Here is a 25,653-nt window from a genome sequence, read left to right as displayed (position 1 = left end):
CAACACTCCTTTTGGTTAACTGAACGATTGTTTTTTCCTATACCAACCCCTAGCTTCGAGTTGATAATAGAATCGCCTCGCGAATGAGCGACTGTCGCGACCTCACGTCGGGACATTAACGACTTGAGGTGTCGTTCCCACCTCTGAGCTATAATCGGATAGCGAACCGAGATGATTTTGGTTTCTTCAAACGTTGCTCCGGAACAAGTTTGAAAAGCGTTCATCTGACGCTTGTCCAAGTAACTTGGTACACCTTTATTATAACAAAGGTCCATCATTTTGCAAGCGCTTTCTTTCATAAAGTAAATAAATCTAAAAGTGAAAGTTTAATCAAAAAAGACTAAGTCCCATCACGACTTAGTCTTCATGAAATGATTCAATTATTTTTAAACGATACGTAGGTGACAAAGTACGAGATGAACTCCGAGTTTTTCGGGCTTCGTTCACGCTCTGGTCGCCCTTCGAACATCTCATGATCACGCATGCCGTTCTCCCATGCCGTCTTGATTGCATGACGCATTGCTCGTTCTACACGAGAGGATGTCGTCTCATGCTCTTTTGCGACCATCGGGTACAATTCTTTCGTGATGAGTCCGAGTAAATCTTGCCGTTCTCGCACGTAGATGACGGCTTGACGAATATACTTGAACCCTTTGATGCGCGGAGAGATTCCGAGTTGCTGAAGCAGGAGTGAGATTTCAATTTCTTCTGGCGTCATTCCGTCAAATTCTCGATTTGTCCCTTCTGACAATTCACGAATTTTCGTTAATAACTGTTGGATATTGAACGGTTTGACGAGGAAATAAGAGGCCCCGAGTTGCACGGCCTGTTTCGTCACTTCATCTTTTCCAAACGCACTCAACATGATCACTTCCGGCTTGTCATCACCTAATTCTTCATTTAGGCGTTGCAATACTCCGATTCCATCCAAATGCGGCATGATAATATCGAGTAAGAGTACATCCGGTTGGTGTGTCTTGACGACATCCAAGCATGTTTCTCCATCGTGTGCCGTACCTACGACACGAAGATCAGGCTCGGATTCTAGTTGTCGGCTCAACAAATCGACGATTTCTCGATTGTCGTCCGCAATACATAATGTAATCACTTATGACACTCCTTTGATGAACTTCTGTTTTACTTGTTGTGACATCTCAAGTAATTCTTCGACGTGTTGCTTCGTCAAGTCTGTCATTTGAGCGCCAGCAATCATGCGACCCAATTCGTCGATTCGACTTTCACGGTCGAGGGACGTCACATTTGTTTTCGTCCGTTCATTCGTTTCGGTTTTAGTAATGTAAAGATGTTGGTCTGCCATCGCAGCAACTTGTGCCAAGTGCGTGATACAGAGGACTTGAGAGCCGACAGAAAGTCGGAAGATTTTTTCACCCATCGCCTGCGCGACACGTCCAGAGACCCCTGTGTCGACCTCGTCAAAAATAATGGAGGCCACTCCCACCGTTCTTGAGAAGATTGATTTGAGTGCGAGCATGACACGGGAAAGCTCTCCTCCTGAAGCGACTTTTGCGAGTGGTTTGAACGGTTCTCCAACGTTCGTCATCATATAAAACTCTACGTCATCTAAACCATCTTGTTTAAGCGATGTGGTTTTGAAACGGACCTCGAACGCTGTTTTTTCCATATATAGTTCTTTCAACTCTCGATGAATCGCATGCTGAAGCGACTCCGCAGCCACCTTACGCGCTGAAGAGAGTCTCATACCAGCATCTCTTGCAATCTGCTCTAATCGAATGAGCTCATCTGAGAGCGTCTGTAAATGCTCCTCCCGGTTCGTCATCGACTTCAATTCATCCGATACTTGTTCGCCATAGGTGATGACTTCTTCGATCGTCGTCCCATACTTTCGTTTCAGTTGCTGGAAAAGAGCCAATCGTGACTCAATCTCATCCAATCGAATCGGGTCAAATTCGAGCGAATCTAACTGGTCCCGGAGTTGAAACTTTGCATCCTCCAACAAATAATAAGCGTTAGAGATTGTCTCCGATACAGATGTCAAAGACGAAGAGAGCTGTGACGCCTCTTCCATCTCGCGCATCGCCACTCCGATTTGATCGAGTCCATTTGACTCCTCGGCAACCGCCTCATACGAGAGACGAATGTGTTGATGAATGCGTTCAAAGTTGGCCAATTCATCCCGTTCTTCTGTCAACGCCTGTTCTTCCCCAACTTTTAATTCAGCCGCTTCGATTTCTTTCGTTTGAAACGACAAAAGATCCATTCGTTGAGCAAGCTCCTGCTCACTTTGACTAAGACGCTTCAATTCATCGGCGACTTGTTTCCAGGCCGCAAATGCCGTTTGATATTCCTCGACTAACGGACTGATTTCTTTTTCGGCGAAATGGTCTAATATGCCAAGATGAAATTCCGCATCCATTAAATGTTGATGTTCATGTTGACCGTGAATATCGACTAGGAGCCGTCCGAACTCCCGTAACGTCGAGAGCGGCATCATTTTCCCGTTCACACGGCAGACGCTCTTCCCGCTACTATGTAGGTCTCGACGTAAGATGACTGTCCCATCTTCAACATCGATGCCATATTGTTCGGCCGCTTCGATGACCGGGTGATCCGGTTCAATCATGAACAGACCTTCGATTTCAGCTTTATCTTGACCATATCGCACGAACTCACTTGAGCCACGTCCTCCAACAAGCAATCCAATCGCATCCAACAAGATCGATTTACCGGCACCTGTCTCACCCGTGAGCACAGTCATACCTCGATTAAACGGAATGTTTAATTCGTCAATAATCGCAAACTGTTTGATTGATAGTTCTGCTAACATACGTACGTTCACCTCATAACATTCCGAGTAGTCGATCGATGATTTGCTTCGCTTTCTCTTCATCACGTGCAATCATTAAAATCGTATCATCTCCACACACCGTTCCAATCAATTCATCCCATGATAGATGATCAATCAAGACACCGATTGCATCAGCATTCCCCGGAAGCACTTTCATGACGACCAAATTTTGAGCAGAATCGACCGAGACGAAACTGTCACTAAGGATTCGCTTCATTTTACCGTATGGATTAAAGCGTTGATCCGCAGGCAAGCTATATTTATACCGTCCATCGTTCAATGGGACTTTGACCAGATGTAACTCTTTAATATCCCGAGACACGGTTGCCTGTGTGACCGGATACCCCGAGCGACGTAGCTCATCCACTAACTCATCTTGCGTCTCGATTTCTCGATTCGTCACGATGTCTCGAATTTTAATCAATCGCTGTCCTTTGTTCATAAGCGCTGACACCTCATTTTTTGTTTCACATACACATTATCATTCTAAAATAATGTCGAAAAAAGGTCTAGCATTCCAGGTGGGGTTTCCACCATTCCCCATCTAGTAGACGAGTAAAGGAAAAAGCTACAGACGACGAGGTCTGTAGCATCATTTTATCCCTTAAGTTTGGCATGGGCCGCGTTTACGACCTCTTCGACTTGTAGCGATGGCGAGACGCCACCTACTCCTGTGTACCGAGCGAAGAGAAGAAACTCGATGTTCCCATCCCCTCCAGTGATCGGAGAGTAATCCAAAGCTTCGACAAAGAAGCCTTCCCATGCGAAGTATCGGACCATATCGCTTGCGACTCGTTCATGGACGTTACGGTCCCGAACAATTCCTTTTTTCCCGTCATCGGCCTTCCCTGCTTCAAATTGAGGTTTGACGAGCGCCATGACGACACCGTCTTGCTTCAAAATTTGTTTCAACGGTGGCACCATCAGACGAAGCGAGATAAAAGAGACGTCAATCGTTGCGAAATCTGGTTTAATCGGGAACTGATCGGCCGTCGCGTGGCGGAAGTTCATCCGCTCCATGACGACGACGCGATCATCGCTCCGTAGTTTCCAGGCAAGCTGATTATAGCCGACATCGACCGCGTACATTTGAGTCGCGCCGTTTTGAAGCGCACAGTCCGTGAACCCACCCGTCGATGAGCCGATGTCGATTCCGACTCGTCCAAAGACATCAAGCGGGAAGACGTCGAGCGCTTTCTCGAGTTTCAAGCCGCCACGTCCAACATAAGGAAGAACTTGACCCTTCACTTCGAGAGGGATATCATCAAACACTTTATCGCCCGCCTTGTCTAGACGTTCTGTCCCACTATAGACGAGACCGGCCATGACCGACCGTTTTGCCTTTTCCCGTGTTTCAGCAAGTCCACGTTCGACGAGCAATACATCTAATCTAGTTTTCTTTCTTTTTTCCATAATCCCTCACACATTCTGTCGATTTGTCTCCATGACGAACCGTTCAATCGATTCCGCCATTTGGGCAGGTCGCAGTCCAATCTCTTCTAGGAGCTGGTTGACACCGCCATGCTCGATATATCGATCCGGAATACCGAGACGTTGAATCCGTGGAAACGCTCCGGCTTCATTCGCGTGTTCAAGCACGCTACTTCCAAAGCCACCGGCGAGAGCAGCCTCTTCTAATGTCACGAGCGGAATCCCCTCTGCATAAAGTGAAGTCAGCATCGCATCATCGAGCGGCTTGATGCTACGACAGTTGATGACGCGCACACTGAGCTTACCTTCTAATAGTGCTCGGACTTCGAGGGCGTCTTGCACTTGGGGACCGAACGTCAAGATAGCGACATCTGTCCCTTCTGCCTCGACTTTCCAATCATCGAGTGAAATTTCTTGAAGCGTCTCACTCATCGGAACACCGATACCTTCACCACGCGGGAAACGAATCGCAATCGGTCCACCATCGTAACGGAGTGCAGAATAGACGAGTTGTTGTAATTCTTCTTCATCTTTCGCCATCAAAATTCGAATGTTTGGCACGTGACGCATGAAGGCGATATCGAACACACCTTGGTGCGTCTCTCCATCCGCTCCGACAAGTCCAGATCGGTCAATCGTGAACACGACGTTCAAGTTTTGACGACAAATGTCATGGACTAGTTGATCATACGCGCGTTGGAAGAAGGTCGAATAAATCGAGACGACCGGTTTCAACCCTTGCGTCGCCTGTCCCCCAGCGAGGGTGACCGCATGTTGCTCGGCAATTCCGACATCAAACATACGCTCCGGGAATTTCTTCGTAAAGCAATCGAGTTTCGAACCGACACTCATCGCTGGTGTGATCAACGTCACCCGTTCGTCTGACTCAGCCACTTTCGTGATTGTCTCCGCGACGACTTTCGAATAGCTTGGTCCTTTCGGTTTGCCTTTGATGACTTCACCGGATTCAATTTTATAAGGTCCAAGACCGTGCCATGTTCCGACACCGTCCAATTCAGCCGGACGATATCCCTTCCCTTTTTTTTTAATGACGTGGACGAGAACCGGACCGTCGATTTTCTTCGCGTACTCAAGCGTTTCGAGCAAGTCTTTCAAATCATGCCCATCTGTCGGCCCAAAGTAAGTGAAGCCAAGTTCTTCAAAGAACGTTCCCGGAATGAGAGCAGATTTTAAGAGGTCCTTCACCCGTTCCCCGCTCCGTTCAAGTGAACTCCCGACGAGCGGGATGTGTTTGATGAGTGACTCCATTTCTTCTCGAGCATGCTTCAACTTGCGCGATGCCCGGATACGACCAAGCATATTATGCATCGCTCCTACGTTCGGCGCAATCGACATCTCGTTATCATTTAGAATGACAATCACGTTCTGTTTCTCGGCACCGATGTGATTGAGGGCTTCAAGTGCCATCCCCCCAGTCAAAGCACCGTCCCCGATGATGGCGATGGCACGATCGTTGGCGCGCCCTTTCAATTCATTCGCAATCGCAATCCCCATGGCTGCAGAGAGGGAAGTCGAACTGTGCCCTGTTTCCCACACATCATGCTCGCTCTCACAACGTTTCGGGAAACCACATAACCCATTGTATTGTCGGAGAGTATCAAACTGGTTCGTACGTCCTGTCAAAATTTTATGAACGTATGCTTGATGACCGACGTCCCATACGAGTTGGTCTTTCGGACTGTCAAATACACGGTGCAAGGCAAGCGTCAACTCTACAACTCCCAAGTTTGGCGCCAAATGCCCTCCCGTCACTGCCAATTTTTCAATCAAGAATCGTCTAATGTCTGAACCGAGCGATTCGAGCTCTGATACAGACATCCGTTTCAGGAACGACGGGTCTTGAATGGATGTCAAGTCCATAATGACCATCCTTTCTCCTCACATTTTACTGATTCGTACCTTACATTTTACAAGAATGTGACGGCATATGCCACACATTCCCCAAAACAAAGGTGACACGATGTGCTCATCGTGTCACCGAGGTCAATGATTTCGTTTCACTACAAATGATAGCATCTCAAGAAGCAACGGCGCTGGAACTGAAAGTGATTCAATTGCAGCGTGTGCCGCTCCCACTTCTTGCTCAAGAGCTTGCTTCGCTCCCTCCAAGCCGAGAAGCTTCGGATAAGTCGTCTTATCATTCAATTCATCTGAGCCGACGCGTTTTCCGATTGTTTGTTCATCTCCGACGACATCGAGGATATCGTCTTGAATCTGAAAAGCGATGCCAAGATGACGTCCGAACTGTTTGAGGTGCATCCGATCTTCCACCGATGCCCCTGCCAAAATCGCACCGGCTTCAAGTGCATAGACGAGTAGCGCACCTGTCTTGCGTTCATGAATGGATTGAAGCTCTTCAAGTGTGACGTCGTTCCGCTTTTCAGCCAGCATATCATCCAACTGCCCACCTACCATACCTGAGCTACCGGCCGCCAATCCGAAAATACGAATAATCTCGACGACATCTAGCGCTGGGAGTGGCATCTGTGTGAGAATACGGAATGCGTCCGTCAATAATGCGTCCCCAGCCAAAATAGCGGTCGCTTCATCAAACTGACGATGATTGGTCGGTCGTCCACGACGAAGATCGTCATCATCCATGGCCGGCAAATCATCATGGATGAGTGAGTATGTATGAACCATCTCTAAACTCGCCGCCACCTCTCGTCCTCGCTCGAGTGACATGCTATACGTTTCAAGGACGGCATAGACGAGAGCAGGACGAATGCGTTTCCCGCCAGCCTCTAAAGAATACGTCATTGCGTCTCGTAATCGTTTCGGCATCTCACTCGACTCAATGAGTTCCTGCATCGCCAGTTCGACGGTCCGTTTCCACTTGTTCAAGTCATCGGTACGGTTCATGCGGATCCTCCTTTTTCACGAAGCGTCCCATCAAGTTCTAAAATTTCATCCATTTTTTTCTCTGCGGCAGAGAGTTTTGTCTGGCACAATGCAGACAAGCGGACACCTTCCTCATATAGGGTCATCGCTTCCTCTAATGGGACATCACCGCTCTCGAGTTGCGCGACGATCTGTTCGAGGCGCTCGAGCGCCGCCTCAAATGTCTGTTCTTTCTTTGTCACCGACAATCCTCTCCTTCACCTCAGCGATCGCATGACCATCCCGAAAACGAATCGAGACGTCACCATCGCGTAATTGTTTCACGTTCTGCACATAGGTCCCATCTTGTTCGATGAACGTATATCCACGTGACAAGACGGCGAGTGGACTGACTGCATGCAATCGTCCAACCTGTTGCGCAAATTGAAGCGTTGCTTGTTCTAATGGTTTCGTTCGACGGAGTCGCTCGACCATATGATTGACTTCTTCCCCTTGCTTGGACAACGTTTTTGAAAATCGTTTTACATCTAGCTGCTGTGACAACTGACGGAGCTGATGAGTGGCTTGGGTGAGATGTCGCCTCATCCCTTGCTCGAGACGGATTTCCGACTGGGCGAATCGTTCCCGTTTCTGAGATATCGTGTACCTCGGTGATTTTAATCCATAGCTATTGATCATCCGTTCCACACGGGTTCGCGAATCATCCAATTGGTCTCTGACGGCTTTGTGCAGATGGTTATCCAAACGTTCTACATCTTTTCGCTGCGCATCAATCATCGCGGTAGCGAGTTCAGCCGCCGCTGTCGGAGTCGCAGCCCGAACATCGGCAACGAAATCCGAAAGCGTAAAGTCTGTCTCGTGACCGACAGCAGAAATGATGGGAATCGTGGACGCATAGATTGCCTCCACCACAACATCCTCATTAAATGCCCAAAGTTCCTCGATGGAACCACCACCGCGCCCGACAATGAGTACATCACAATCGGTGCGTTCGTTCATCCAGCGAATGGCAGAAGCAACTTGTGGAGCCGCCATTTCGCCCTGTACAGCAACAGGGGCGAACGTAATCGCCACATGTGGTGCACGACGTCGAAGTGTGGTTGCGATATCGTGGAGCGCCGCACCTTTTGGAGACGTCACGATTCCAACGCGCTCTGGAAACGTCGGGAGCGGGTGCTTCCGCTCCTCGTCGAACCATCCCATCTCCTCTAATTCACGCTTTCTCGCCTCATATCGTTCAAACAATAGACCGATTCCGTCTTGTCGCATCAATTCGACATATAGTTGGACATCTCCCGTAGCCTCATACATCGTCACCTTTGAGACGGCGATGACTTTCATTCCATCTTTCGGTTCGAATTGAAGTTGTTTGGCATCGCGAGAAAACATGACAGCTTTCATCCGAGACGCGTCATCTTTCAACGTGAAATAACAATGACCGGATGAATAACGTTTGAAATTTGAGATTTCACCGATGACCGCGACTTGTCGAAGCAATACATCATCATCAAGTTGTCGCTTCACATATCGAACAACTTCAGAAACCGGAAGTGGATTAGCCACGTGATGCAACCTCGACCGTATTATGCATGAGCATCGTGATGGTCATCGGACCGACACCACCCGGAACAGGGGTGATGGCACTCGCCTTCTCCTTAACAGCTTCATAGTCCACGTCACCGACTAGACGACCTTCGACCCGATTGACTCCGACATCGATGACAAGCGCGCCTGGTTTGACCATGTCTGCTGTGACTAAACCAGCGCGTCCGACCGCGACAATCAAAATGTCCGCTTGTCGTGTCATCTCACCGAGGTCAGCTGTTTTTGAATGACAATATGTGACCGTTGCTGATTCATTCAAGAACAAAATGCCTACCGGTTTACCGACAATCTGACTACGACCGACGACGACAACGTGCTTTCCGGCGATCTCGGTCTGTGTTTTTGCGAGATGCAAGATGCCGTGCGGCGTGCACGGGAGTAGCGTATCAAGTCCGAGCATCATCTTCCCAACATTCTCAGGATGAAAGCCATCGACGTCCTTTTCTGGGGAGATGCGCATGATGACTCGTGATTCGTCGATGTTTTTCGGCAGAGGGAGTTGCACGAGAATCCCGTGAACTTCTTCATCCGCATTCATCAAGTCAATCAAGTCAAGCAATTCCTTCTCGCTAATCGTCTCATCAAAACGGAGGACTTGTGAATCGATTCCGATTTCTTCTGCCGCCCGTTCCTTCCCGCGTACATAGCTATGACTTGCTGGGTCATCCCCAATCAACACGACTTTCAGTTTCGGTACGATGCCACGTGCGCGAAGTGCTGCCACACGTTCTTTTAACGTTTCTCGATATGATGCTGCCACTTGTTTCCCGTCGATCACTACTGCCATCTCTCTCATCCCCCGTTGTCTTTAGGTTTTTCTGTAGTTGGTCTGGTGTCTTATCTCTATTTTTTTTGTCTTCTTTAATGATGTTACCGAGTACGCCATTCACGAGTTTGCCGGCTTCTTCGTCCGCGAACGATTTCGCGAGTTCGACCGCTTCGTTGATGGTGACGTTTTCTGGAATCGTCTCGACGTATAACAATTCGAACGTTGCCATTCGAAGAATCGTACGCTCGACGTTTCCGAGGCGATCTAACCGCCAGTTTTTCAAGTTTTCAACTAGTAACGCATCGATATCTTCAATATGTTCTAGCGTCCCTGTGACGAGTTGTTCGTAAAACGGATCAGACTCTTCTCCATCCAATGCGAACTCGATTGCTTCGTCCACCTCTAATTTAGATAATTCGATTTGAAAAAGCGTTTGAATCGCTTTCTCTCGTGCTTCATGACGTTTCATTCAGTTACTCTCCTTTTACATGCTTTCATTGTGATAGTTTAGCATAAAGCACTCATAAATTCAGTACAAAAAACCAGGAAACCGAAATAATGTTCGGGCTTCCTGGTTCACGTTATTTTGCCAATGACATTTCTTTTTCAACGAATTTCGTATCGAACGTACCGATGCGGAACTGCTCATGTGCCATGACTTGTTGATGAAACGGAATCGTCGTTTTAATTCCCGAAACCGTAAACTCATCCAAAGCACGCAACATTTTCAGAATGGCCTCATCACGCGTTGGTGCATGAACAATCAACTTCGCTACCATAGAGTCATAGAACGGCGGGATCATCGCTCCTGCATAGAGTCCGCTATCGACACGGACACCCATACCGCCTGGAACGATATATTGGTCAATCTTCCCTGCCATCGGACGGAAGTCCATAAATGGGTCCTCCGCGTTGATTCGACATTCGATGGAATGTCCTGAGAACGTAATGTCCTCTTGTGAGATGGCAAGTGGATGTCCGAGCGCCACTTCAAGCTGCGCTTGAACGAGATCGAATCCTGTGATCATCTCGGTGACGGGATGCTCGACTTGGATCCGGGTATTCATCTCCATGAAATAAAACTCGTTTGATTCTGGAACGTAAATGAACTCGATTGTTCCCGCTCCCGAGTACTGAATGGCTTTTGCCGCTTTGACGGCCGCATCCCCCATCAATTGACGTGTCGTTTCATCAATCGCAGGTGATGGCGCCTCTTCAACTAGTTTTTGCATGCGACGTTGGATTGTACAATCACGTTCACCTAAGTGAATGACGTTACCGAATTGGTCGGCAAGAACCTGCACTTCGACGTGACGGAACGACTCGATGAACTTTTCGAGATACACGTCACCATTCCCGAACGCCTGCTTCGCTTCTTTACGTGTCGCGACCAATCCTGAAACGAGTTCGTCCTCGTCTCGAGCGACGCGAATGCCACGTCCTCCACCGCCGGCTGTCGCCTTGATGATGACCGGATAACCCATCTCACGCGCGAGTTCCATCGCTTCTTCGTCTGTGACGACACCACTTGAACCTGGAACGACAGGAACCCCTGACTCGATCATCGTTCGTTTGGCTTCATCCTTGATTCCCATTTTGCGAATCGCATAGCTGCTTGGGCCGACAAATTGAATTCCACACGCCTCGCACATCTCAGCGAACTCGGCATTTTCAGCCAAAAAGCCGTAACCCGGATGTACCATCGTCGCATCCACGGCGCAGGCGACTGATAAAATATTTGGGATATTCAAATAGGAGTCTTTCGATGGATTCGGACCGATGCAATAAGCCTCGTCAGCCAGATGAACATGTAACGCTTCACGATCTGCCTCAGAGAAGACAGCGACCGTCGGAATATTCAATTCTTTTGCTGCACGTATGATTCGAACCGCGATTTCCCCGCGGTTAGCAATTAATAATTTCATAACGACCTCACTTCACGCTGAAGAGCGGTTGACCGAATTCGACGAGATCGCCATCGGCGACTAACACCTCTACGATTTCGCCACTGATTTCCGCTTCGACATCGTTAAACAGTTTCATCGCCTCTAGAATACAAACGATTTGTCCTGACTCGACACGGTCGCCGACGTTCACGAACGCTTCTTTATCCGGGGCCGGACGTGAATAGAACGTTCCAACCATCGGCGAGGTGATAGTACGATAAGACGCCTTTTCTTGCGTCGGTTCTTCTGTTTGTTCATTTACTTGAGGAGCAGGCGCAGGCGGTGCGAATGCTTGTGTCTGCATGATAGGCGCGCTCACTGTTTGTTGCGCTTCTTTCTTTAATGACAGTTTGAAATCAGATGTTTCAAGCTCCATTTCATGGACTGATGATTGGTCCAATAATTGAATAAGCTCTTTAATTTGATCGATTTGCATCTTTCTTACCCCCTGTTTATACCTGGTACTAATCTCTCCTTCACTATAACTGGTCAGACCAATGAAAAAAACGAGAAAAAAAGAGCACCCATTCATTCGAATGAGCACTCGTAAGGATTAACCGTTATAACGACCCATGAACTCTCCAGTACGTGTATCGACTGTCACTTTTTCACCTGGTTCGATGAAAAGTGGCACTTGAATGACATGTCCTGTTTCCACTGTCGCGTTTTTCTTCACGTTCGATGCCGTGTCACCTTTTACGCCTGGGTCTGCTTCGACGATTGTCAAGACAACGCTCGTTGGAAGCTCGATTCCAAGAATCTCCCCTTCGTAGTCCGCGATGCTGACTTCCATGTTCTCAAGCAAATATGGAAGTGCTGATTTGACTTGAGCGCTTGTCAATTCAAGTTGCTCGTATGATTCATTGTCCATGAAGACATACGTGTCGCCCATTGGATAAAGATATTGCATGCGTTTACGCTCGATGTGTGCGCGTTCGATTTTTTCTCCACCACGGAACGTCGTTTCTTGGATTGCACCGTTACGCAAGTTACGCATTTTCGTACGAACGAATGCCGCTCCTTTACCCGGTTTTACGTGTTGGAACTCGATGACTTGCCAAATCGAACCGTCAGACGTTTTGACCGTCAATCCTGTTTTTAAATCGTTAACTGATACCATATTGATTTCCTCCTAAATTCAGATGAAGCTTATGCCTCGATCGTAATTAACTCTTTTGGCGACTGTGTCAGACGGTAGCATCCGTCTTCTGTGATGACGACATCGTTTTCAATCCGGCAACCACCGACACCGTTGATGTAAATACCCGGCTCGATCGTTACGACCATACCAGGTTCGAGCACCGTTTCCGAACGGAACGATAATCCTGGGGCCTCATGCACTTCCATTCCAAGACCATGTCCTGTCGAGTGGCCGAAGTACTCGCCATATCCAGCTTCTTTAATAATATCGCGTGTCAATGCATCTGCTTCAATGCCAGTGATTCCGGCACGTGTGCCTTCTACACCAGCAAGTTGGGCACGAAGTACCGTATCGTAGATTTGACGCAACTCATCCGAAATCGGACCGATTGCAAGCGTACGCGTGATATCTGAGCAGTACCCTTTATAGTAAGCACCGAAATCAAGCGTAACCAATTCTCCAGATTCGATGACTTTATCACTTGCCACACCGTGTGGTAGCGCCGAACGGAGACCCGAGGCGACAATCATGTCGAACGATGACGAGTCAGCACCTTTTGAACGCATGAACATTTCGAGTTCGTTCGCGACTTCTCTCTCGGTACGACCAGGACGAATGAACGTCTGGATATGGGCGTACGCCGCATCAGCGATTGCCGCAGCTTCCTTCATAATCTTAATCTCTGATTCATCCTTAATCAAGCGCAGTTTTTCTACGATTCCAGACGTTTCGATAAGTTGAGCGTCGACATCTTTTTCATAGGCACGATATTGCCCCACTGTCATCGCATCCTGCTCGATGCCAAGGCGCTTGATGGATTCACGGGACACGACATCTGCTACCGACTTGATGAGTGATGTATCAAGCTCAATGATGTCGTACCCTTTTACTTGATCGTTCGCTTGTTCCGTGTAACGGAAGTCCGTGATGAAACTTGCCGAATTCGACGTGATGACGATGACACCGCTCGACCCGGTGAAACCAGATAAGTAGCGGATATTCTCACGTTTTGTGACGAGTAATGCATCAATCTCGTTTTTTTCTAACTGTGCTTGCAGTTTGTTTACGCGTTCAATCATGTCGATTCCTCCAATGTTCGATTAGTGCATGCAGCGCTAACGTATAGCTCGTGAGTCCAAAACCGGTAATGACACCGATACAGACGGCAGCAAGTTTCGACTCATGCCGAAAAGCCTCGCGTGCATGCACGTTCGAGATATGTACTTCAACGACTGGGGCAGCGATAGCGGATATGGCATCCCGGATCGCGATTGATGTATGCGTATAGGCACCTGCATTCAATATGACACCCTCATAATCAAAAGCGTCATGTAGCGCATCAATTAAATCTCCCTCATGATTCGATTGTTTAAAGGTGAGTTCGACGTCTTCTGGAGCGCGCAGCATCAGTTCTGCCGCCAAACCTTTCAACGACATCTCGCCATATACATTCGGTTCACGACGACCCAGTAGATTTAAATTCGGTCCATTTAAAACTAAAATCCGCAACCTTCTTCCCCCTCGTTCGTCAAGTCTCATCTATTGTAACAAATTTATCGAAAGAACGTGAATCGAGCCTTCTGCCCTTTCGTTTTTTTTACAAATCACGGTATAATTCAAGTACAACATTTGAAGAATCGAGGAAAGTGAATGAATTCCAAACCAACCATCCCAGTCGGGGGACAGGCGCTCGTGGAAGGCGTCATGTTTCAAGGCCGCTCTGAAAGCGCATCTGCCATCCGGCGAAAAGATGGCTCGATTGAAACATTCGAGCAAGCACGTATTCTTGTCCCTTGGGTAAAATCTTTAAAAAAAGTACCTTTCTTGAGAGGGATTGTCGCGCTGTATGAATCGTTAAAGAACGGTTCTGCACATATGAACTTTGCGAGCGATCGATATGATGTCGATCCAAGTGAAGATACGAACACGAAAAAAAACCAAAAACAGAGCATATGGATGATTGCCTTCATCGCAATCGTCGGTGTCATCTCGTACGTTTTTGGTAAATTGATTTTCAATGTGACGCCAGCACTTCTCGCGGCCATGTTTCAAGACGTACCTTTATTTTCCGGACATGTGATTCAAAACCTCCTTGAAGGGGGAATAAAATTAGTATTGTTACTCAGCTACCTTTACTTGATATCATTGACGCCACTCATTAAGCGTGTCTTCCAATATCACGGCGCTGAGCATAAAGTCATCAATTGCTATGAGTCCGGGCGTCCGGTCACGGTTGAACAAGTACGCCAAAGCTCGCGATTGCATTATCGCTGTGGCTCAAGCTTCATTTTATTCACCGTCTTCGTCGGGATTGGCGTTTACATGATTGTGCCAATCGATCCGCTCTGGTTGCGACTCATCAGCCGAATCGCGCTATTGCCGGTCGTCATCGGAATCTCATTTGAAGTCCTGCAGTTTACCAATCGTTTCCGCGACCATCGCTTTCTGTCATTCCTTGGCAAACCGGGCCTGTCGCTCCAATTATTGACGACACGAGAGCCAAATGATGAGCAGATTCAAGTCGCGATTGAAGCATTTGAGACATGGGAACGAAAAGAGTTAGGAGAATCGGTCATTCATAGAGAGGGATAAGAGGAGGAAGCACCATGATCAGACAAAGAGTCGGTTCGATCGCTGCAACAATCGTGTTTATCCTTGGCTTCATCGGGGTCGGGCATATGCTTGCCACCGATCCAGGTCACCTGTTTAGACAATTGTTGTTCATCGGGATATTCGGGTTAGTCTTTTATGTGATCTATCGCGTCTTCATGGCACCACGTATGTCTGCAGAAGATGCACGCTATCGTAAAACCGAAAAAGCCTCAAAAAAACGAATGCAGGGAAGTCGTGGTCCTCAAGTCAAACCTTCCGCTTCCGCTAAAAACCGGAAAGGGAAGAAACCTGGTTTGAACGTCACCAAGTTATCTAAACGTTCAACCGTACATCGTAGCAATCCTCCACACCTAACAGTGAATAAAAGAAAAAAAGGGAAGAAGAAAAAGAAAGCAAACATGTAAAAGGAGCGCCACGGCGCTCCTTTTTATGTTGTTTCTACATATCCGATATATGGCAGATTCCGATATTGTTCCGCGTAATCGATCCCATACCCGATGACGAACTCATCAGGAATCTCGAATCCGACATAGTCTGCGTCCAACTGAACGAGTCGACGCGCCGGCTTGTCGAGAAGCGTACAAATTTTCAACTGTTTCGGTTGATGGAGCTCCATATGTTTACATAAGAATTTCAACGTCTGTCCCGTGTCGATGATGTCCTCGATAATGACGACATACTTCCCTTCCACATCTAAATCCAAGTCCTTTCGAAGCTGTACACTCCCACTCGAGACCGTCTTTTTCCCGTAAGAAGACGTCGCGACCGTATCGAGCTGAACGCTGCCTTTCATATATCGCATCAAGTCTGCCGCAAAGACCATCGAGCCTTTTAACACGGCGACGATCACGATCGGTGTTCCCTCTGCATCGTTCTCAATTTCTTCAGCCAACTCTTTCACACGTGTTTGAATCTGCTGTTCATCAAACAGTTTTCCTTTAATTTGAATCTCCATTTATCCGGCGAATGTTCGCCGTCACCCCCAATCTATTCAATCCACGATTCATCTTAACATAAAGACGACTAAAAAATATACATTCTACGATAAATATGAATGTTTTGTTCGTATTTTAGCGATATTGAGCAAAATAAAAAGCATCAATCGAGTTAGATTGATGCTTTTCACATATTATTCTTCTGAAGCTCGTTCTTGTTCCCGAAATTCTCTAAATTGATTCATGAGTTCAGGCTTATCTTCAAAAAATTCCACAAACTGTGTCATGCAGTCGAGCGTGTTCGAACTGAGATGGTGTTCGATACCCTCGACATCCTCGTACACATCTGCTTCATCTACTCCGATTAGACGTAAAAAAGACTCGAGCATCGCATGACGCTCGACCAATCGCTTCCCTACTTTTTGACCCTTTTTTGTAGCATGAGACCACGATACTTTTCATACACAAGATATTCTTCACGGTCCAACTTTTGAACCATTTTGGTGACAGAGGAGGGATGGACCCCTAAATGTTCCGCAATATCAGATACACGCGCATAGCCTTTCTCTGACATCAATAAATAAATACGTTCTAAATAATCTTCCATACTCGGCGTCGGCATGGGCACGACCTCCCCTAATGTTCCGGTTTCCATTCCTTATTTTATCCTAATTAGAATGAAATCGAAAGGGAAAGCCCCGATTGATTGAGTCAATCATTGTCTCATGACCTTAATTTCATTATAATGAGATATGGTAACTTTGAAAGAGAAGGGAAGAACATCTATGGGACTCGAAACAATCCTCGTCATCCTCCTATGGGTTGCCTTGATCGCCTACATCGTATGGCGTTTCATGCCAGCAAGCGGGTTGAAAAAAATGAAACAAGAAGAATTCCGTGCCTCACTCCGTAAAGGTCAGTTAATTGACGTGCGTGAACCGAACGAATACAAAGGTGGACATATCGTTGGTGCCCGGAATATCCCGGTCGGCCAAATGAAACTACGCATGAAAGAACTGCGTAAAGATCAACCGATTTTAATTTACTGTCAAGGTAGTTCACGTTCAAACCAGGCGGCTAAACTCCTGATGAAGAACGGATACAACAATATCTACATGCTCGAAGGCGGCTTCAAGAACTGGAAGGGCAAGATTAAAAAAACATAAAAAAACGGGCGGGTCGATACAATCATCGACTCGCCCTTTCTTTATTTTACAGATGACGCCTCACGACGTTCATATTTCAAGACCGGTTTACGGGCAGCGAGTGTCTCGTCCATCCGTTTAACGACCGTCGTATGAGGAGCAGTCTGAACGATTTCCGGATTTTCTTCCGCCTCTCTGGCAATTTGGAGCATCGCATCACAGAACGCATCGAGTGTTTCTTTTGATTCTGTCTCTGTCGGTTCCACCATGATACATTCCTCGACATTTAATGGGAAATAGATTGTCGGTGGGTGGTAACCGAAGTCAAGAAGGCGTTTAGCGATATCGAGTGTACGAACACCAAGGGCTTTTTGACGCTTCCCTGACAAGACAAATTCGTGTTTGCAATACGTATCATATGGCACGTCGAACGCATCTTTTAGTCGCGCAAACATATAGTTGGCGTTTAAGACCGCTTCACGGGATACCCGCGTCAATCCTTCTGCGCCCATTGTCTTGATATAGCTGTACGCTCGAACATTGATCCCGAAATTTCCATAGAATGGTTTGATTCGCCCGATTGAATGTGGTCGGTCGTAATCGAGACCATATCCATCATCTGTTTTCGTCACGATTGGAGTCGGTAAGAATGGAATCAAGTCACGCTTCACCCCGACTGGACCTGAGCCTGGACCTCCACCGCCGTGAGGCCCCGTGAACGTCTTATGCAAGTTCAAGTGGACGACGTCAAAGCCCATGTCCCCAGGACGTGCGATTCCAAGAATCGCGTTTGAGTTCGCGCCATCATAATACAGCTTCCCGCCAGCTTCATGAACGACTTTTGAGATTTCAAGGATATCCGCTTCAAATAGTCCAAGCGTATTCGGGTTTGTCAGCATGAGAGCAGCCGTATCCGCTCCAACTTTTGACTTCAAATCATCCAAATCGACGAGACCGCGCTCATCCGACTTGACGGTCACCGTCTCGAATCCAGCAACGACTGCGGACGCCGGGTTTGTCCCGTGCGCCGAATCTGGGACGAGTACTTTCGTACGAGCCGTATCCCCATTACGCTCATGGAACGCTTTAATCAACATAAGCCCCGTCCATTCCCCATGGGCACCTGCCGCTGGTTGGAGTGTGACTTCGTCCATCCCCGTGATTTCAGCGAGTTGCTCCTGTAAGTCCACCATGAGTTCGAGCGCACCTTGAATCGTCTTAACCGGTTGCAATGGGTGAATATGTGCAAATCCAGGAAGACGAGCCATATCTTCGTTCACTTTCGGATTATATTTCATCGTACACGAACCGAGCGGATAGAAGCCTGAATCGACCCCATGGTTTCGAGTAGACAGAGACGTGTAATGGCGAACGACATCAAGTTCAGACACTTCTGGAAGTTCCGCCGCCTCTTTCCGAATCATCGTAGCCGGTAACAACGTCTCAAGGTCAACCTCCGGGACAGTCGGTGTCGGCAAATTATATCCAGTTCGTCCTTCACGTGATACTTCAAAAATTAGCGTTTGCTCGTGTTGCATTATTTCATCCCCCCAACCACTTCGACAAACTGATCAATCTCTTCTTTCGTGCGCAATTCCGTCGCGCAAACCAACATTTGTGTCTGACGCTCCCCTTCATACGTACCAAGCGGTAGACCACCGATCATGCCGCGCTCGAGTAGATGGCGCGATACTTCTTCTGCATCACGTCCAAAATCCACGACGAACTCATTGAACATTGGTCCTTCGTCCACGATGTTGAATCCTGCAGCTTTTAACGCTTCTTTCATATAATGAGCGGTTTGAATATTCCGAACAGCCATATCACGAATTCCGTATTTCCCTAGAGCGGACATCGTGATTGAAGCAGCCAATGCATTAAGTGCTTGGTTTGAACAGATATTGGATGTCGCTTTATCACGGCGAATGTGCTGTTCCCGCGCCTGAAGCGTCAACACGAATCCGCGTTTGCCGTCCTCATCGACCGTTTGACCGACTAGTCGGCCCGGTAGTTTACGCATCAAAGATTTTTTTACCTCGAAGTATCCACATGACGGTCCACCAAAACTTTGCGGAATACCGAATGGCTGTGCATCTCCGACCGTGATGTCCGCACCGAGTGCTCCTGGTGACTCAAGAATCCCGAGGGCGAGCGGGTTGCTCGAAACGACGAATAGCGCGCCGGCTTCATGAGCCAATTCTGCTAATTTTTCTAAGTCTTCAATACGACCGTAGAAGTTTGGATATTGTACGACAAGACACGATGCATCCGTCAAATCGAGGTCAGATACATCCGTCACCCCGTTCTCCACATCTGTGTAATCAACGGATAGACCTGGTCCGTCAGCATACGTACGGATTACATCCTTTGCTTCAGGATGCACTGCACCAGAGACGACGACACGTTTTTTCTTCGTCTGCGCGCTCGCTAGGTAAGTCGCCTCAGCGAGAGCCGTGATCCCGTCGTACATCGAAGAGTTCGCGACGTCCATCCCTGTCAATTCACAAATCATTGTTTGGAATTCGAACATCGCCTGAAGTTCACCTTGTGAAATCTCAGGTTGATATGGCGTATACGCCGTATAGAATTCAGAACGCAAAAGCATGTGGTTCATCACACTCGGCGAAAGATGGTCATACATCCCTGCTCCAAGGAAGCTCGGGTATGATTTCGTATGTTTGTTTTTATCAGCTAGCTTCGTCATATGACGAACGAGATCGACTTCCGGAAGCGGAGCCCCGATTGCCGCTAATGATGCTTGTTCGCGAAGTGTTTCTGGAATATCTGAAAGAAGCGCTTCGATTGAATCGACGCCGATTGTCTCTAACATGTCTCGTTCATCTTGTTCGGTCATCGGTAAATAACGAAATTCCATTCTGTTCATTCTGAATCCCCCTGTATCATTTCGTTCGTTTATAGAAAGGTGTCGGTACGCGTTCGGCTTCAATCTTTTTGCCACGGATGTCGATGACAAAACGCTCTTCATCTTTGTAACGTGCATCGACTCGTGCCCATGCGATTGATTCATTTACAGTCGGAGGCATCGTACCGGTCGTGACAACGCCGATTACATTCCCATCCAATTCGACTTGCGCCCCTTGACGGGCAATCCCACGACCTAACAATCTCAATCCAATCAATCGATTCGGAATGTTCTCTTTTTGAGTGACGAGTGCTTCCTTACCAACAAAGTCAGTATCTAGCTTGACGGCAAAGTTGAGATTCGCTTCGAATGGTGTGATTGACTCATCCAACTCATGACCGTAAAGCGGCAAGCACGCTTCGAAACGTAATGTATCGCGTGCGCCCAGCCCACATGGGGTAACACCCTCGGCTTCAAGCGCTTCCCAGATGGCAGAAATTGCTTCTGCTCGAGCATAAATCTCGAAGCCATCTTCCCCAGTATACCCACTTCTAGAGATGATCGATGGCACACCCGCCACGTCACCGTTCATGAATTTGAAGAACCCGATTTCGTCGAGTGCAACATTTGTGATGCTTTGAAGAACAGATTGTGCATTCGGTCCTTGAATCGCAATCTGACCATACTCATCAGATTCATTTGTCACAACCACGTCTCCCTTAACGTGTCGACGAATGTGCGCTTCATCCTTTTCAATATTTGAAGCATTGACGACGAGCCAATAAGCGTCCTCATCCAATCGATAGACAAGCAAATCGTCCACCACACCGCCGTCTTTTAGACAGAGAAGATTATACTGGGCTTGACCAACTTTAATCTTCGAGATATCATTCGTCACCAAGTTTTGAACTTGCTCAAGCGCGTCCGGCCCTTCGATTCGAATTTCTCCCATGTGAGATACATCAAACATCCCCACGTTTTGACGTACAGCCAAATGCTCTTCTTTAATCGAAGAGAACATAATCGGCATTTCAAATCCCGCAAAATCAACCATCTTCGCCTTCGGTTCGATTAATTCGAACAAAGGCGTACGTTTCAAAGTAACCTTTTCCATAATATCCCCCAATCCCGAACATAAAATGCTTTTGTTTTTGAAATCTTTCGTTTTCCATTCCACTTTAACAATTTTTATTCCTTCTGCATAGGTAAAAAGGCGAAAAAGAAAAAGGATGAAAAACGAAAACGTTTTCATCCTCATTATTTCATATTTTCGACTCGGTGGAAACGTCAGAACGTTCAATTCCAGCTGTCCGTTTGATTTCATGGGTTAGCTCAACGGCAGCTTGCTTTAATTCAATCGATTCATTCTTCGCATTGATCCCAAACTCTTTTATTTGAGTAACAGATCGATTGACCGCATCTACGTGTCCCTTGATTTCATTGACCTGTTGACCAATCACGTCTGCCCGAATTTTAAAACGTTCCGTCAGACGATTCAAACGACCAAATTCTGGTTTCATCTTGTTTTTGAACAAGAGATAACCGTATATCCCAAGTCCGATTAATGAAAATACGATGATGGCGAAATTAATCCAGATCATACTTTTTCCCCCTTTATACGGATGATTTGCTTGGCGATGTCTTCAGGCGGTTGAGATGCATCGATGGATACACTCGCTGTTCGATATAATCGATCGCGTCGTTGAAACAACGTCTGAACATCCTCCCGTCCTTTTTTAACAAGTGGTCGTGCAGAATCTTTGATTCGTTCCCAACACATGTCGAACGGAAGATTTAAATGGATCATCGTACCACGTTCTCGCATCCAACGTATATTTTCAGAGCGCTCCACCACTCCGCCACCTGTCAGGATATAGTCAGCAGTGACTTGTTGCAGTACTGTTGATTCAACATCACGAAACGCAGACTCACCAAAACGGTCAAAATATGTAGCGATATCCATTCCAGTCATGGACTCAATGACTAAATCAAGATCGATGACCTCCCCATATTCTTTTAGAAACGAGAATAAGGTAGATTTACCTGTACCCATAAACCCCACGATATAAAACGGGTTATCATTCATAAACCATCACCTCTTTATGCCGTTCGCCGGATGTTAACACAATGTCCACTTCAGTACGATTAGGTGCAATCGGACGACACGTCAGAGTTCCCGTCGGTTTATGCAACGTTAACGGTCGTTCAGCGCAACGCTCCTTCGCCAGTAACAAATGCGATTCAAAACGAATCGCTAAGATTTCCTCTGACAGTCGCCTCGTCGTTCGTTCCACATCAGTATACCAAAATAACGCGGCGCCGAGTAACCAAACAACAATGGTCAAGGTGATGACGAGAAAGAAGCCTGCTTCATGCACATGACATGCCGCTCTCTTCTGAACGATGAATCTTTCCATGAGATTCGAAATCCCTTTCCGACCGTTTCGACATGATACTGGTCGATTCCTCTTAAAAAGAGTAAGTTTCCTCCTCCATCTCCGACCATAACCAAATTGCCATTTACTTGTTTGATCGTCCATGACCATCGCTCCTCATCCGATTTGACGAAATCACCCCGTAACCGCCCTTCGTCAACACGACAGTTCTCGCTATCCATCAGACGGCGCACAATCAGTTGAGGTGTCGTATGATGATTCCATTTAGGCTGTTCATAAAGATGTTGACCGAGCGTGAGCAGTTCCACTAAAAGAAAAAGAAACATGGGAAGGATCAGCAAAACGAACGTCATTTCAATCATCGTAAAGCCTTTTTCATAATGTCGGCAGACAAAATCCTTTCTCACACACTTGCTCACGCCCTGTCGGTTCAGTGGCTTCAAGCAGAACCTCCCCTTGTAATCGTTCATAGATGAACAGCGTATCACTCAACCGTTGGATTCGTTCGTTCCCCTGCATGACAAATGATGTCAGAATGAAAATCCACCCCATGACCACCGCAAGACTGACACTTAGCTCCCATAATGAGAAACCCGATTCATCCACTTTCACGAATAATCACCTCCGGTTCATAAGTCCCGATTCGAAATTTGAGCGTCACCGATGTCTTTCCACTGACGAATTTCCACTGTCCCGCATAAGAAGCTGTCGCTTGTGAAAAGGTCAAAGTGTTGTACGTCGGAAGATATACATCCACACTATCAGGAACATCAACCTCCCTGACTACCTCTCGCCCACACACAATCAGATAAGTTTGTTGTTTCGAAATCCAAATCAATCGTGGTACACAATCTCCCTCTTCTGAAATATAGGGAAATTGCCCAGCTTCTTGAATATTTGCTACCAATGAGTCCGTAAAATTGTAGAGCTCCATTCGTTCGAACGGTCTCGTACTCGGTGCACTGATCAATAGTAAGAACGACAGCACGACAAGTACCCAAGTCATTTCGACCAAGGTGTAGCCTTTCATTGTTTTTTTAAGGAGCCGTCAGTCGGTGAATACGTATAGGCGGAGGATTGACAACTATAAACGAGTGGGTCTGCAGCCGACGCACGCTTAATCACTTCTAACGTTTCAGGATAGGCTTTATGTTCCGCGTAATGCAAATTGATTTCAGATTCAACGATTCGAACACTACCTTCGCAACTCACTTGATCAGCACGAGATTTCCCGTCCGACAAAGAAGGGACAAGTAACAAGAGAAGAACTGATATAATGAGTAATACTGCCGCCATCTCAACTAATGTGAACCCACGCTCTTCCTTCATTTCATCTTTCTCCTTTCACAATTGAGCCATAATGAGTTTGACCGGTAAATAGAGTGTGTAAAAAAGAACACCAACCATGACACTGAGGATGCCGTATAAAGACGGTTCAATTTTCTCAATCAAACCCCGACTATATTGCTCCATCTCTTCGAATACTAGATCTCGATGAAGAGACATCAATTTACCAAGTTCCCCACTCATCGAACCCACACCTAATAGACTCACAACCTCATGATCGATAAACGGTTCACACCTTGTCGCCGCTTCAATTCCTTCACCTTCAGACATGCGATGGTGAATTCGCTTGGCCATCTCTGCCATTTCCCCCTCTTCCTCAGCTAGCCGACTCATAATCTGCCTAATATTTGTTTCAGTATGTTGGAGCAAGGATAATTCACTGACAAATACATAGGTCATATAGAGTGTTTTCCCACGTCTCCATACGTAAAAAGGGAGCTCTCCTCCTCGACGATGAAATTCATATATGAGAACCGCGATTACCACGAATATAGAAAACAACATAGGAAAGAACCAATTCGACAATAGAATCGACTCTATGCCGTCATGCGACGAGACATCAACCATCCCCATTAATTTCGGGAAAATGTATAAGGCATAAATCATGCCTAATGCAAGTAGGATGAAAAAGATAATCAACGGATAGCGAATTAGCCTCCGCAACTCCTGCTTTAATCGTTGTCGCATCTCGAGTACCATTGCAACTTGCGACAATCCATCCATGAATCGTCCGTTGCGATCCGCCGTATGTAAAATCTCTTGCATTTGCCGATTCGTGATCAAGATGGAAAATACTTCAGACAAACTCACGCCCGCTTCTAGACGTACCCTCATCTCTCGAATACAGTCTTTCATTTTTCCCTTCTCATGAAGTTCAAGCGTCTCCATGGTCACCTTCAATGACACACCTCGTGATTGTAGACGAAGAAAACGATGAATCATTCGAATCGATGGGATTATCGGAACGTTGACCATTCGCAAGTCACCTCCTGATTTCGAGTCAGTACACACCAATGTCTTTCCACGGTCGCCATACCAAGAAGTTGTGTCAGCCGCTTTTCTCCATCTTGAATCGATGCGGTATGAAAGGTTGTAATCGTCAAATGACCACTGAGCGCGGCATCGTATGCGACCATCAATTCTTCATCTGTCCGCACCTCACCAATCACGATAATATCCGGGTCGGCACGAAGCGTCTCTTTCAACAAGTGTCGATGGCTAAGTCCAGCTTTAGCATTCACTTCCAACTGAATGACACCATCGACCATTTGTTCAGGAGGGTTTTCAATCGTCACAATCCGCTCATGCTTCAGCTGATTTAAAAGGGCATACAGTACCGTCGTCTTGCCCGCTCCGGTAGAACCCCCTATAAAGAAAAGACCATGATGTGATGCCACCACTTTCTGAAATCGTTCTACATCGTGTGATCGTAACAGATGCTGGAGTTCAAACGTGTCATGGGGAATGCGCCAAGACATTGACGTCTGGGCGAACGACGGGAGAAAGGTCACCCGGATGACATCCTGATTCAATTCATAGACACCTGATTGTGGAATACGTTGATTAGATTCAGGTAGTGAACACCAATATCGCATATGAAGTGTAAGTCGATCATACAGCTCGACATCCATCGATTGAAGTGCAGCAAGCTTACTAGCAGAGCGAACTTGAACCTTTACTTGGTTTGCATCGGGTATAAAATGAAGATCACTCGCACCGATTTGACGTGCTCCATCTAGTAAATCTTCAATGAGTTCCTTCATCTCGTTCACC

30 protein-coding genes and 2 pseudogenes are annotated in these 25,653 nt (G+C 47.0%); 3 read left to right on the top strand and 29 right to left on the bottom strand.

Annotation, left to right across the window (positions count from 1 at the left end; genetic code table 11):
- Positions 1 to 376 precede the first annotated feature (376 nt).
- The 15 genes and pseudogenes from spo0A to aroQ all read right to left on the bottom strand — a co-directional run bounded on the left by spo0A (position 377) and on the right by aroQ (position 14,120).
- Complete coding sequence (gene spo0A / locus BBB58_RS08260) at positions 377 to 1,108, bottom strand: sporulation transcription factor Spo0A (RefSeq protein ID WP_074036711.1); 732 nt, start codon at positions 1,106 to 1,108, stop codon at positions 377 to 379.
- Entirely contained in the window at positions 1,109 to 2,806 is a 1,698-nt protein-coding gene (recN, locus tag BBB58_RS08255) for a DNA repair protein RecN (RefSeq protein WP_074036709.1), read from the bottom strand.
- A gap of 13 nt (positions 2,807 to 2,819) precedes the next feature.
- Positions 2,820 to 3,269, bottom strand: a complete 450-nt coding sequence (gene ahrC / locus BBB58_RS08250; RefSeq protein ID WP_012726567.1) for a transcriptional regulator AhrC/ArgR — start codon at positions 3,267 to 3,269, stop codon at positions 2,820 to 2,822.
- Between the two features lie 155 nt (positions 3,270 to 3,424).
- Positions 3,425 to 4,240 (bottom strand): TlyA family RNA methyltransferase, encoded by an 816-nt coding sequence (locus BBB58_RS08245; RefSeq protein WP_074036707.1) that lies wholly within the window; start codon positions 4,238 to 4,240, stop codon positions 3,425 to 3,427.
- Between the two features lie 6 nt (positions 4,241 to 4,246).
- Positions 4,247 to 6,139 (bottom strand): 1-deoxy-D-xylulose-5-phosphate synthase, encoded by a 1,893-nt coding sequence (gene dxs / locus BBB58_RS08240; RefSeq protein ID WP_208606729.1) that lies wholly within the window; start codon positions 6,137 to 6,139, stop codon positions 4,247 to 4,249.
- Positions 6,140 to 6,262: 123 nt separating this feature from the next.
- The gene (locus BBB58_RS08235) at positions 6,263 to 7,141 is read right to left on the bottom strand and encodes a polyprenyl synthetase family protein (protein WP_074036703.1); all 879 of its coding nucleotides are present in this window, start codon (positions 7,139 to 7,141) and stop codon (positions 6,263 to 6,265) included.
- Complete coding sequence (gene xseB, locus BBB58_RS08230) at positions 7,138 to 7,362, bottom strand: exodeoxyribonuclease VII small subunit (RefSeq protein ID WP_012726571.1); 225 nt, start codon at positions 7,360 to 7,362, stop codon at positions 7,138 to 7,140. The genes BBB58_RS08235 and xseB overlap by 4 nt, the downstream gene beginning before the upstream one ends.
- Positions 7,337 to 8,683, bottom strand: a complete 1,347-nt coding sequence (gene xseA / locus BBB58_RS08225) for an exodeoxyribonuclease VII large subunit (RefSeq protein WP_074036701.1) — start codon at positions 8,681 to 8,683, stop codon at positions 7,337 to 7,339. Before xseA ends, xseB begins: the two co-directional genes overlap by 26 nt.
- Positions 8,676 to 9,512, bottom strand: coding sequence for a bifunctional methylenetetrahydrofolate dehydrogenase/methenyltetrahydrofolate cyclohydrolase FolD (gene folD, locus BBB58_RS08220; protein ID WP_074036699.1), 837 nt, complete (start codon positions 9,510 to 9,512; stop codon positions 8,676 to 8,678). The genes xseA and folD overlap by 8 nt, the downstream gene beginning before the upstream one ends.
- Before the next feature lie 79 nt (positions 9,513 to 9,591).
- Positions 9,592 to 9,963, bottom strand: a pseudogene (gene nusB, locus BBB58_RS08215) (transcription antitermination factor NusB); the annotation flags it as partial.
- Positions 9,964 to 10,075: 112 nt separating this feature from the next.
- Positions 10,076 to 11,419: an acetyl-CoA carboxylase biotin carboxylase subunit gene (accC, locus tag BBB58_RS08210; RefSeq protein ID WP_012726575.1), complete on the bottom strand. Its 1,344-nt coding sequence runs from the start codon at positions 11,417 to 11,419 to the stop codon at positions 10,076 to 10,078.
- Between the two features lie 7 nt (positions 11,420 to 11,426).
- Positions 11,427 to 11,876 (bottom strand): acetyl-CoA carboxylase biotin carboxyl carrier protein, encoded by a 450-nt coding sequence (accB, locus tag BBB58_RS08205; RefSeq protein ID WP_012726576.1) that lies wholly within the window; start codon positions 11,874 to 11,876, stop codon positions 11,427 to 11,429.
- A gap of 117 nt (positions 11,877 to 11,993) precedes the next feature.
- A complete protein-coding gene (gene efp, locus BBB58_RS08200; protein ID WP_012726577.1) occupies positions 11,994 to 12,560 on the bottom strand; it encodes an elongation factor P in 567 nt (188 codons plus the stop codon).
- A gap of 29 nt (positions 12,561 to 12,589) precedes the next feature.
- Entirely contained in the window at positions 12,590 to 13,657 is a 1,068-nt protein-coding gene (locus BBB58_RS08195) for a M24 family metallopeptidase (RefSeq protein WP_074037910.1), read from the bottom strand.
- On the bottom strand, positions 13,653 to 14,120 hold the full coding sequence (gene aroQ / locus BBB58_RS08190) for a type II 3-dehydroquinate dehydratase (RefSeq protein WP_208606706.1): 468 nt from the start codon (positions 14,118 to 14,120) through the stop codon (positions 13,653 to 13,655). Before aroQ ends, BBB58_RS08195 begins: the two co-directional genes overlap by 5 nt.
- Positions 14,121 to 14,231: 111 nt before the next feature.
- Between aroQ and BBB58_RS08185 the strand changes: the two genes are divergently transcribed.
- A complete protein-coding gene (locus BBB58_RS08185; protein ID WP_074036696.1) occupies positions 14,232 to 15,173 on the top strand; it encodes a DUF1385 domain-containing protein in 942 nt (313 codons plus the stop codon).
- Between the two features lie 14 nt (positions 15,174 to 15,187).
- Positions 15,188 to 15,598, top strand: coding sequence for an SA1362 family protein (locus tag BBB58_RS08180; RefSeq protein WP_074036695.1), 411 nt, complete (start codon positions 15,188 to 15,190; stop codon positions 15,596 to 15,598).
- Positions 15,599 to 15,621: 23 nt separating this feature from the next.
- On the opposite strand, the gene hpt is transcribed toward BBB58_RS08180, so the two are convergent.
- A complete protein-coding gene (gene hpt / locus BBB58_RS08175) occupies positions 15,622 to 16,149 on the bottom strand; it encodes a hypoxanthine phosphoribosyltransferase (protein ID WP_031423327.1) in 528 nt (175 codons plus the stop codon).
- Between the two features lie 174 nt (positions 16,150 to 16,323).
- Positions 16,324 to 16,751: pseudogene (mntR, locus tag BBB58_RS08170) on the bottom strand (transcriptional regulator MntR).
- A gap of 163 nt (positions 16,752 to 16,914) precedes the next feature.
- On the opposite strand from mntR, the gene BBB58_RS08165 reads away from it, so the two are divergent.
- Complete coding sequence (locus tag BBB58_RS08165) at positions 16,915 to 17,295, top strand: rhodanese-like domain-containing protein (protein WP_084543065.1); 381 nt, start codon at positions 16,915 to 16,917, stop codon at positions 17,293 to 17,295.
- Between the two features lie 41 nt (positions 17,296 to 17,336).
- Here BBB58_RS08165 and gcvPB read toward each other — a convergent pair whose 3' ends face one another.
- The 12 genes from gcvPB to BBB58_RS08105 form a co-directional block, all read right to left on the bottom strand.
- Positions 17,337 to 18,812, bottom strand: coding sequence for an aminomethyl-transferring glycine dehydrogenase subunit GcvPB (gene gcvPB / locus BBB58_RS08160; RefSeq protein ID WP_084543064.1), 1,476 nt, complete (start codon positions 18,810 to 18,812; stop codon positions 17,337 to 17,339).
- On the bottom strand, positions 18,812 to 20,149 hold the full coding sequence (gcvPA, locus tag BBB58_RS08155; protein ID WP_074037909.1) for an aminomethyl-transferring glycine dehydrogenase subunit GcvPA: 1,338 nt from the start codon (positions 20,147 to 20,149) through the stop codon (positions 18,812 to 18,814). The genes gcvPB and gcvPA overlap by 1 nt, the downstream gene beginning before the upstream one ends.
- 25 nt (positions 20,150 to 20,174) lie before the next feature.
- On the bottom strand, positions 20,175 to 21,251 hold the full coding sequence (gene gcvT / locus BBB58_RS08150; protein ID WP_074037908.1) for a glycine cleavage system aminomethyltransferase GcvT: 1,077 nt from the start codon (positions 21,249 to 21,251) through the stop codon (positions 20,175 to 20,177).
- Between the two features lie 148 nt (positions 21,252 to 21,399).
- Positions 21,400 to 21,738 carry a hypothetical protein gene (locus BBB58_RS08145; RefSeq protein WP_074036691.1) on the bottom strand — a complete coding sequence of 113 codons (339 nt, stop codon included), beginning with the start codon at positions 21,736 to 21,738 and terminating at the stop codon, positions 21,400 to 21,402.
- Positions 21,735 to 22,223 carry a shikimate kinase gene (locus BBB58_RS08140; protein WP_031423319.1) on the bottom strand — a complete coding sequence of 163 codons (489 nt, stop codon included), beginning with the start codon at positions 22,221 to 22,223 and terminating at the stop codon, positions 21,735 to 21,737. Before BBB58_RS08140 ends, BBB58_RS08145 begins: the two co-directional genes overlap by 4 nt.
- Complete coding sequence (locus BBB58_RS08135; RefSeq protein ID WP_143180238.1) at positions 22,216 to 22,515, bottom strand: hypothetical protein; 300 nt, start codon at positions 22,513 to 22,515, stop codon at positions 22,216 to 22,218. The genes BBB58_RS08140 and BBB58_RS08135 overlap by 8 nt, the downstream gene beginning before the upstream one ends.
- A complete protein-coding gene (locus BBB58_RS08130; protein WP_074036689.1) occupies positions 22,479 to 22,895 on the bottom strand; it encodes a hypothetical protein in 417 nt (138 codons plus the stop codon). Before BBB58_RS08130 ends, BBB58_RS08135 begins: the two co-directional genes overlap by 37 nt.
- 13 nt (positions 22,896 to 22,908) lie before the next feature.
- Complete coding sequence (locus BBB58_RS08125) at positions 22,909 to 23,145, bottom strand: hypothetical protein (RefSeq protein WP_074036688.1); 237 nt, start codon at positions 23,143 to 23,145, stop codon at positions 22,909 to 22,911.
- A complete protein-coding gene (locus BBB58_RS08120) occupies positions 23,132 to 23,539 on the bottom strand; it encodes a prepilin-type cleavage/methylation domain-containing protein (RefSeq protein ID WP_244150778.1) in 408 nt (135 codons plus the stop codon). The genes BBB58_RS08125 and BBB58_RS08120 overlap by 14 nt, the downstream gene beginning before the upstream one ends.
- Positions 23,540 to 23,559: 20 nt before the next feature.
- Positions 23,560 to 23,862, bottom strand: a complete 303-nt coding sequence (locus BBB58_RS08115; protein WP_074036684.1) for a prepilin-type N-terminal cleavage/methylation domain-containing protein — start codon at positions 23,860 to 23,862, stop codon at positions 23,560 to 23,562.
- A gap of 15 nt (positions 23,863 to 23,877) precedes the next feature.
- Positions 23,878 to 24,855: a type II secretion system F family protein gene (locus tag BBB58_RS08110; protein WP_074036682.1), complete on the bottom strand. Its 978-nt coding sequence runs from the start codon at positions 24,853 to 24,855 to the stop codon at positions 23,878 to 23,880.
- Positions 24,837 to 25,643 (bottom strand): ATPase, T2SS/T4P/T4SS family, encoded by an 807-nt coding sequence (locus BBB58_RS08105; protein ID WP_074036680.1) that lies wholly within the window; start codon positions 25,641 to 25,643, stop codon positions 24,837 to 24,839. Before BBB58_RS08105 ends, BBB58_RS08110 begins: the two co-directional genes overlap by 19 nt.
- Between the last annotated feature and the right edge of the window lie 10 nt (positions 25,644 to 25,653).

It is taken from the genome of Exiguobacterium profundum (genome assembly GCF_001909285.1).
GTDB lineage: Bacteria > Bacillota > Bacilli > Exiguobacteriales > Exiguobacteriaceae > Exiguobacterium > Exiguobacterium profundum.
The sequence above is the reverse complement of the archived record's forward strand: the minus strand, read 5'-3'. Positions and strand labels throughout refer to the sequence as shown.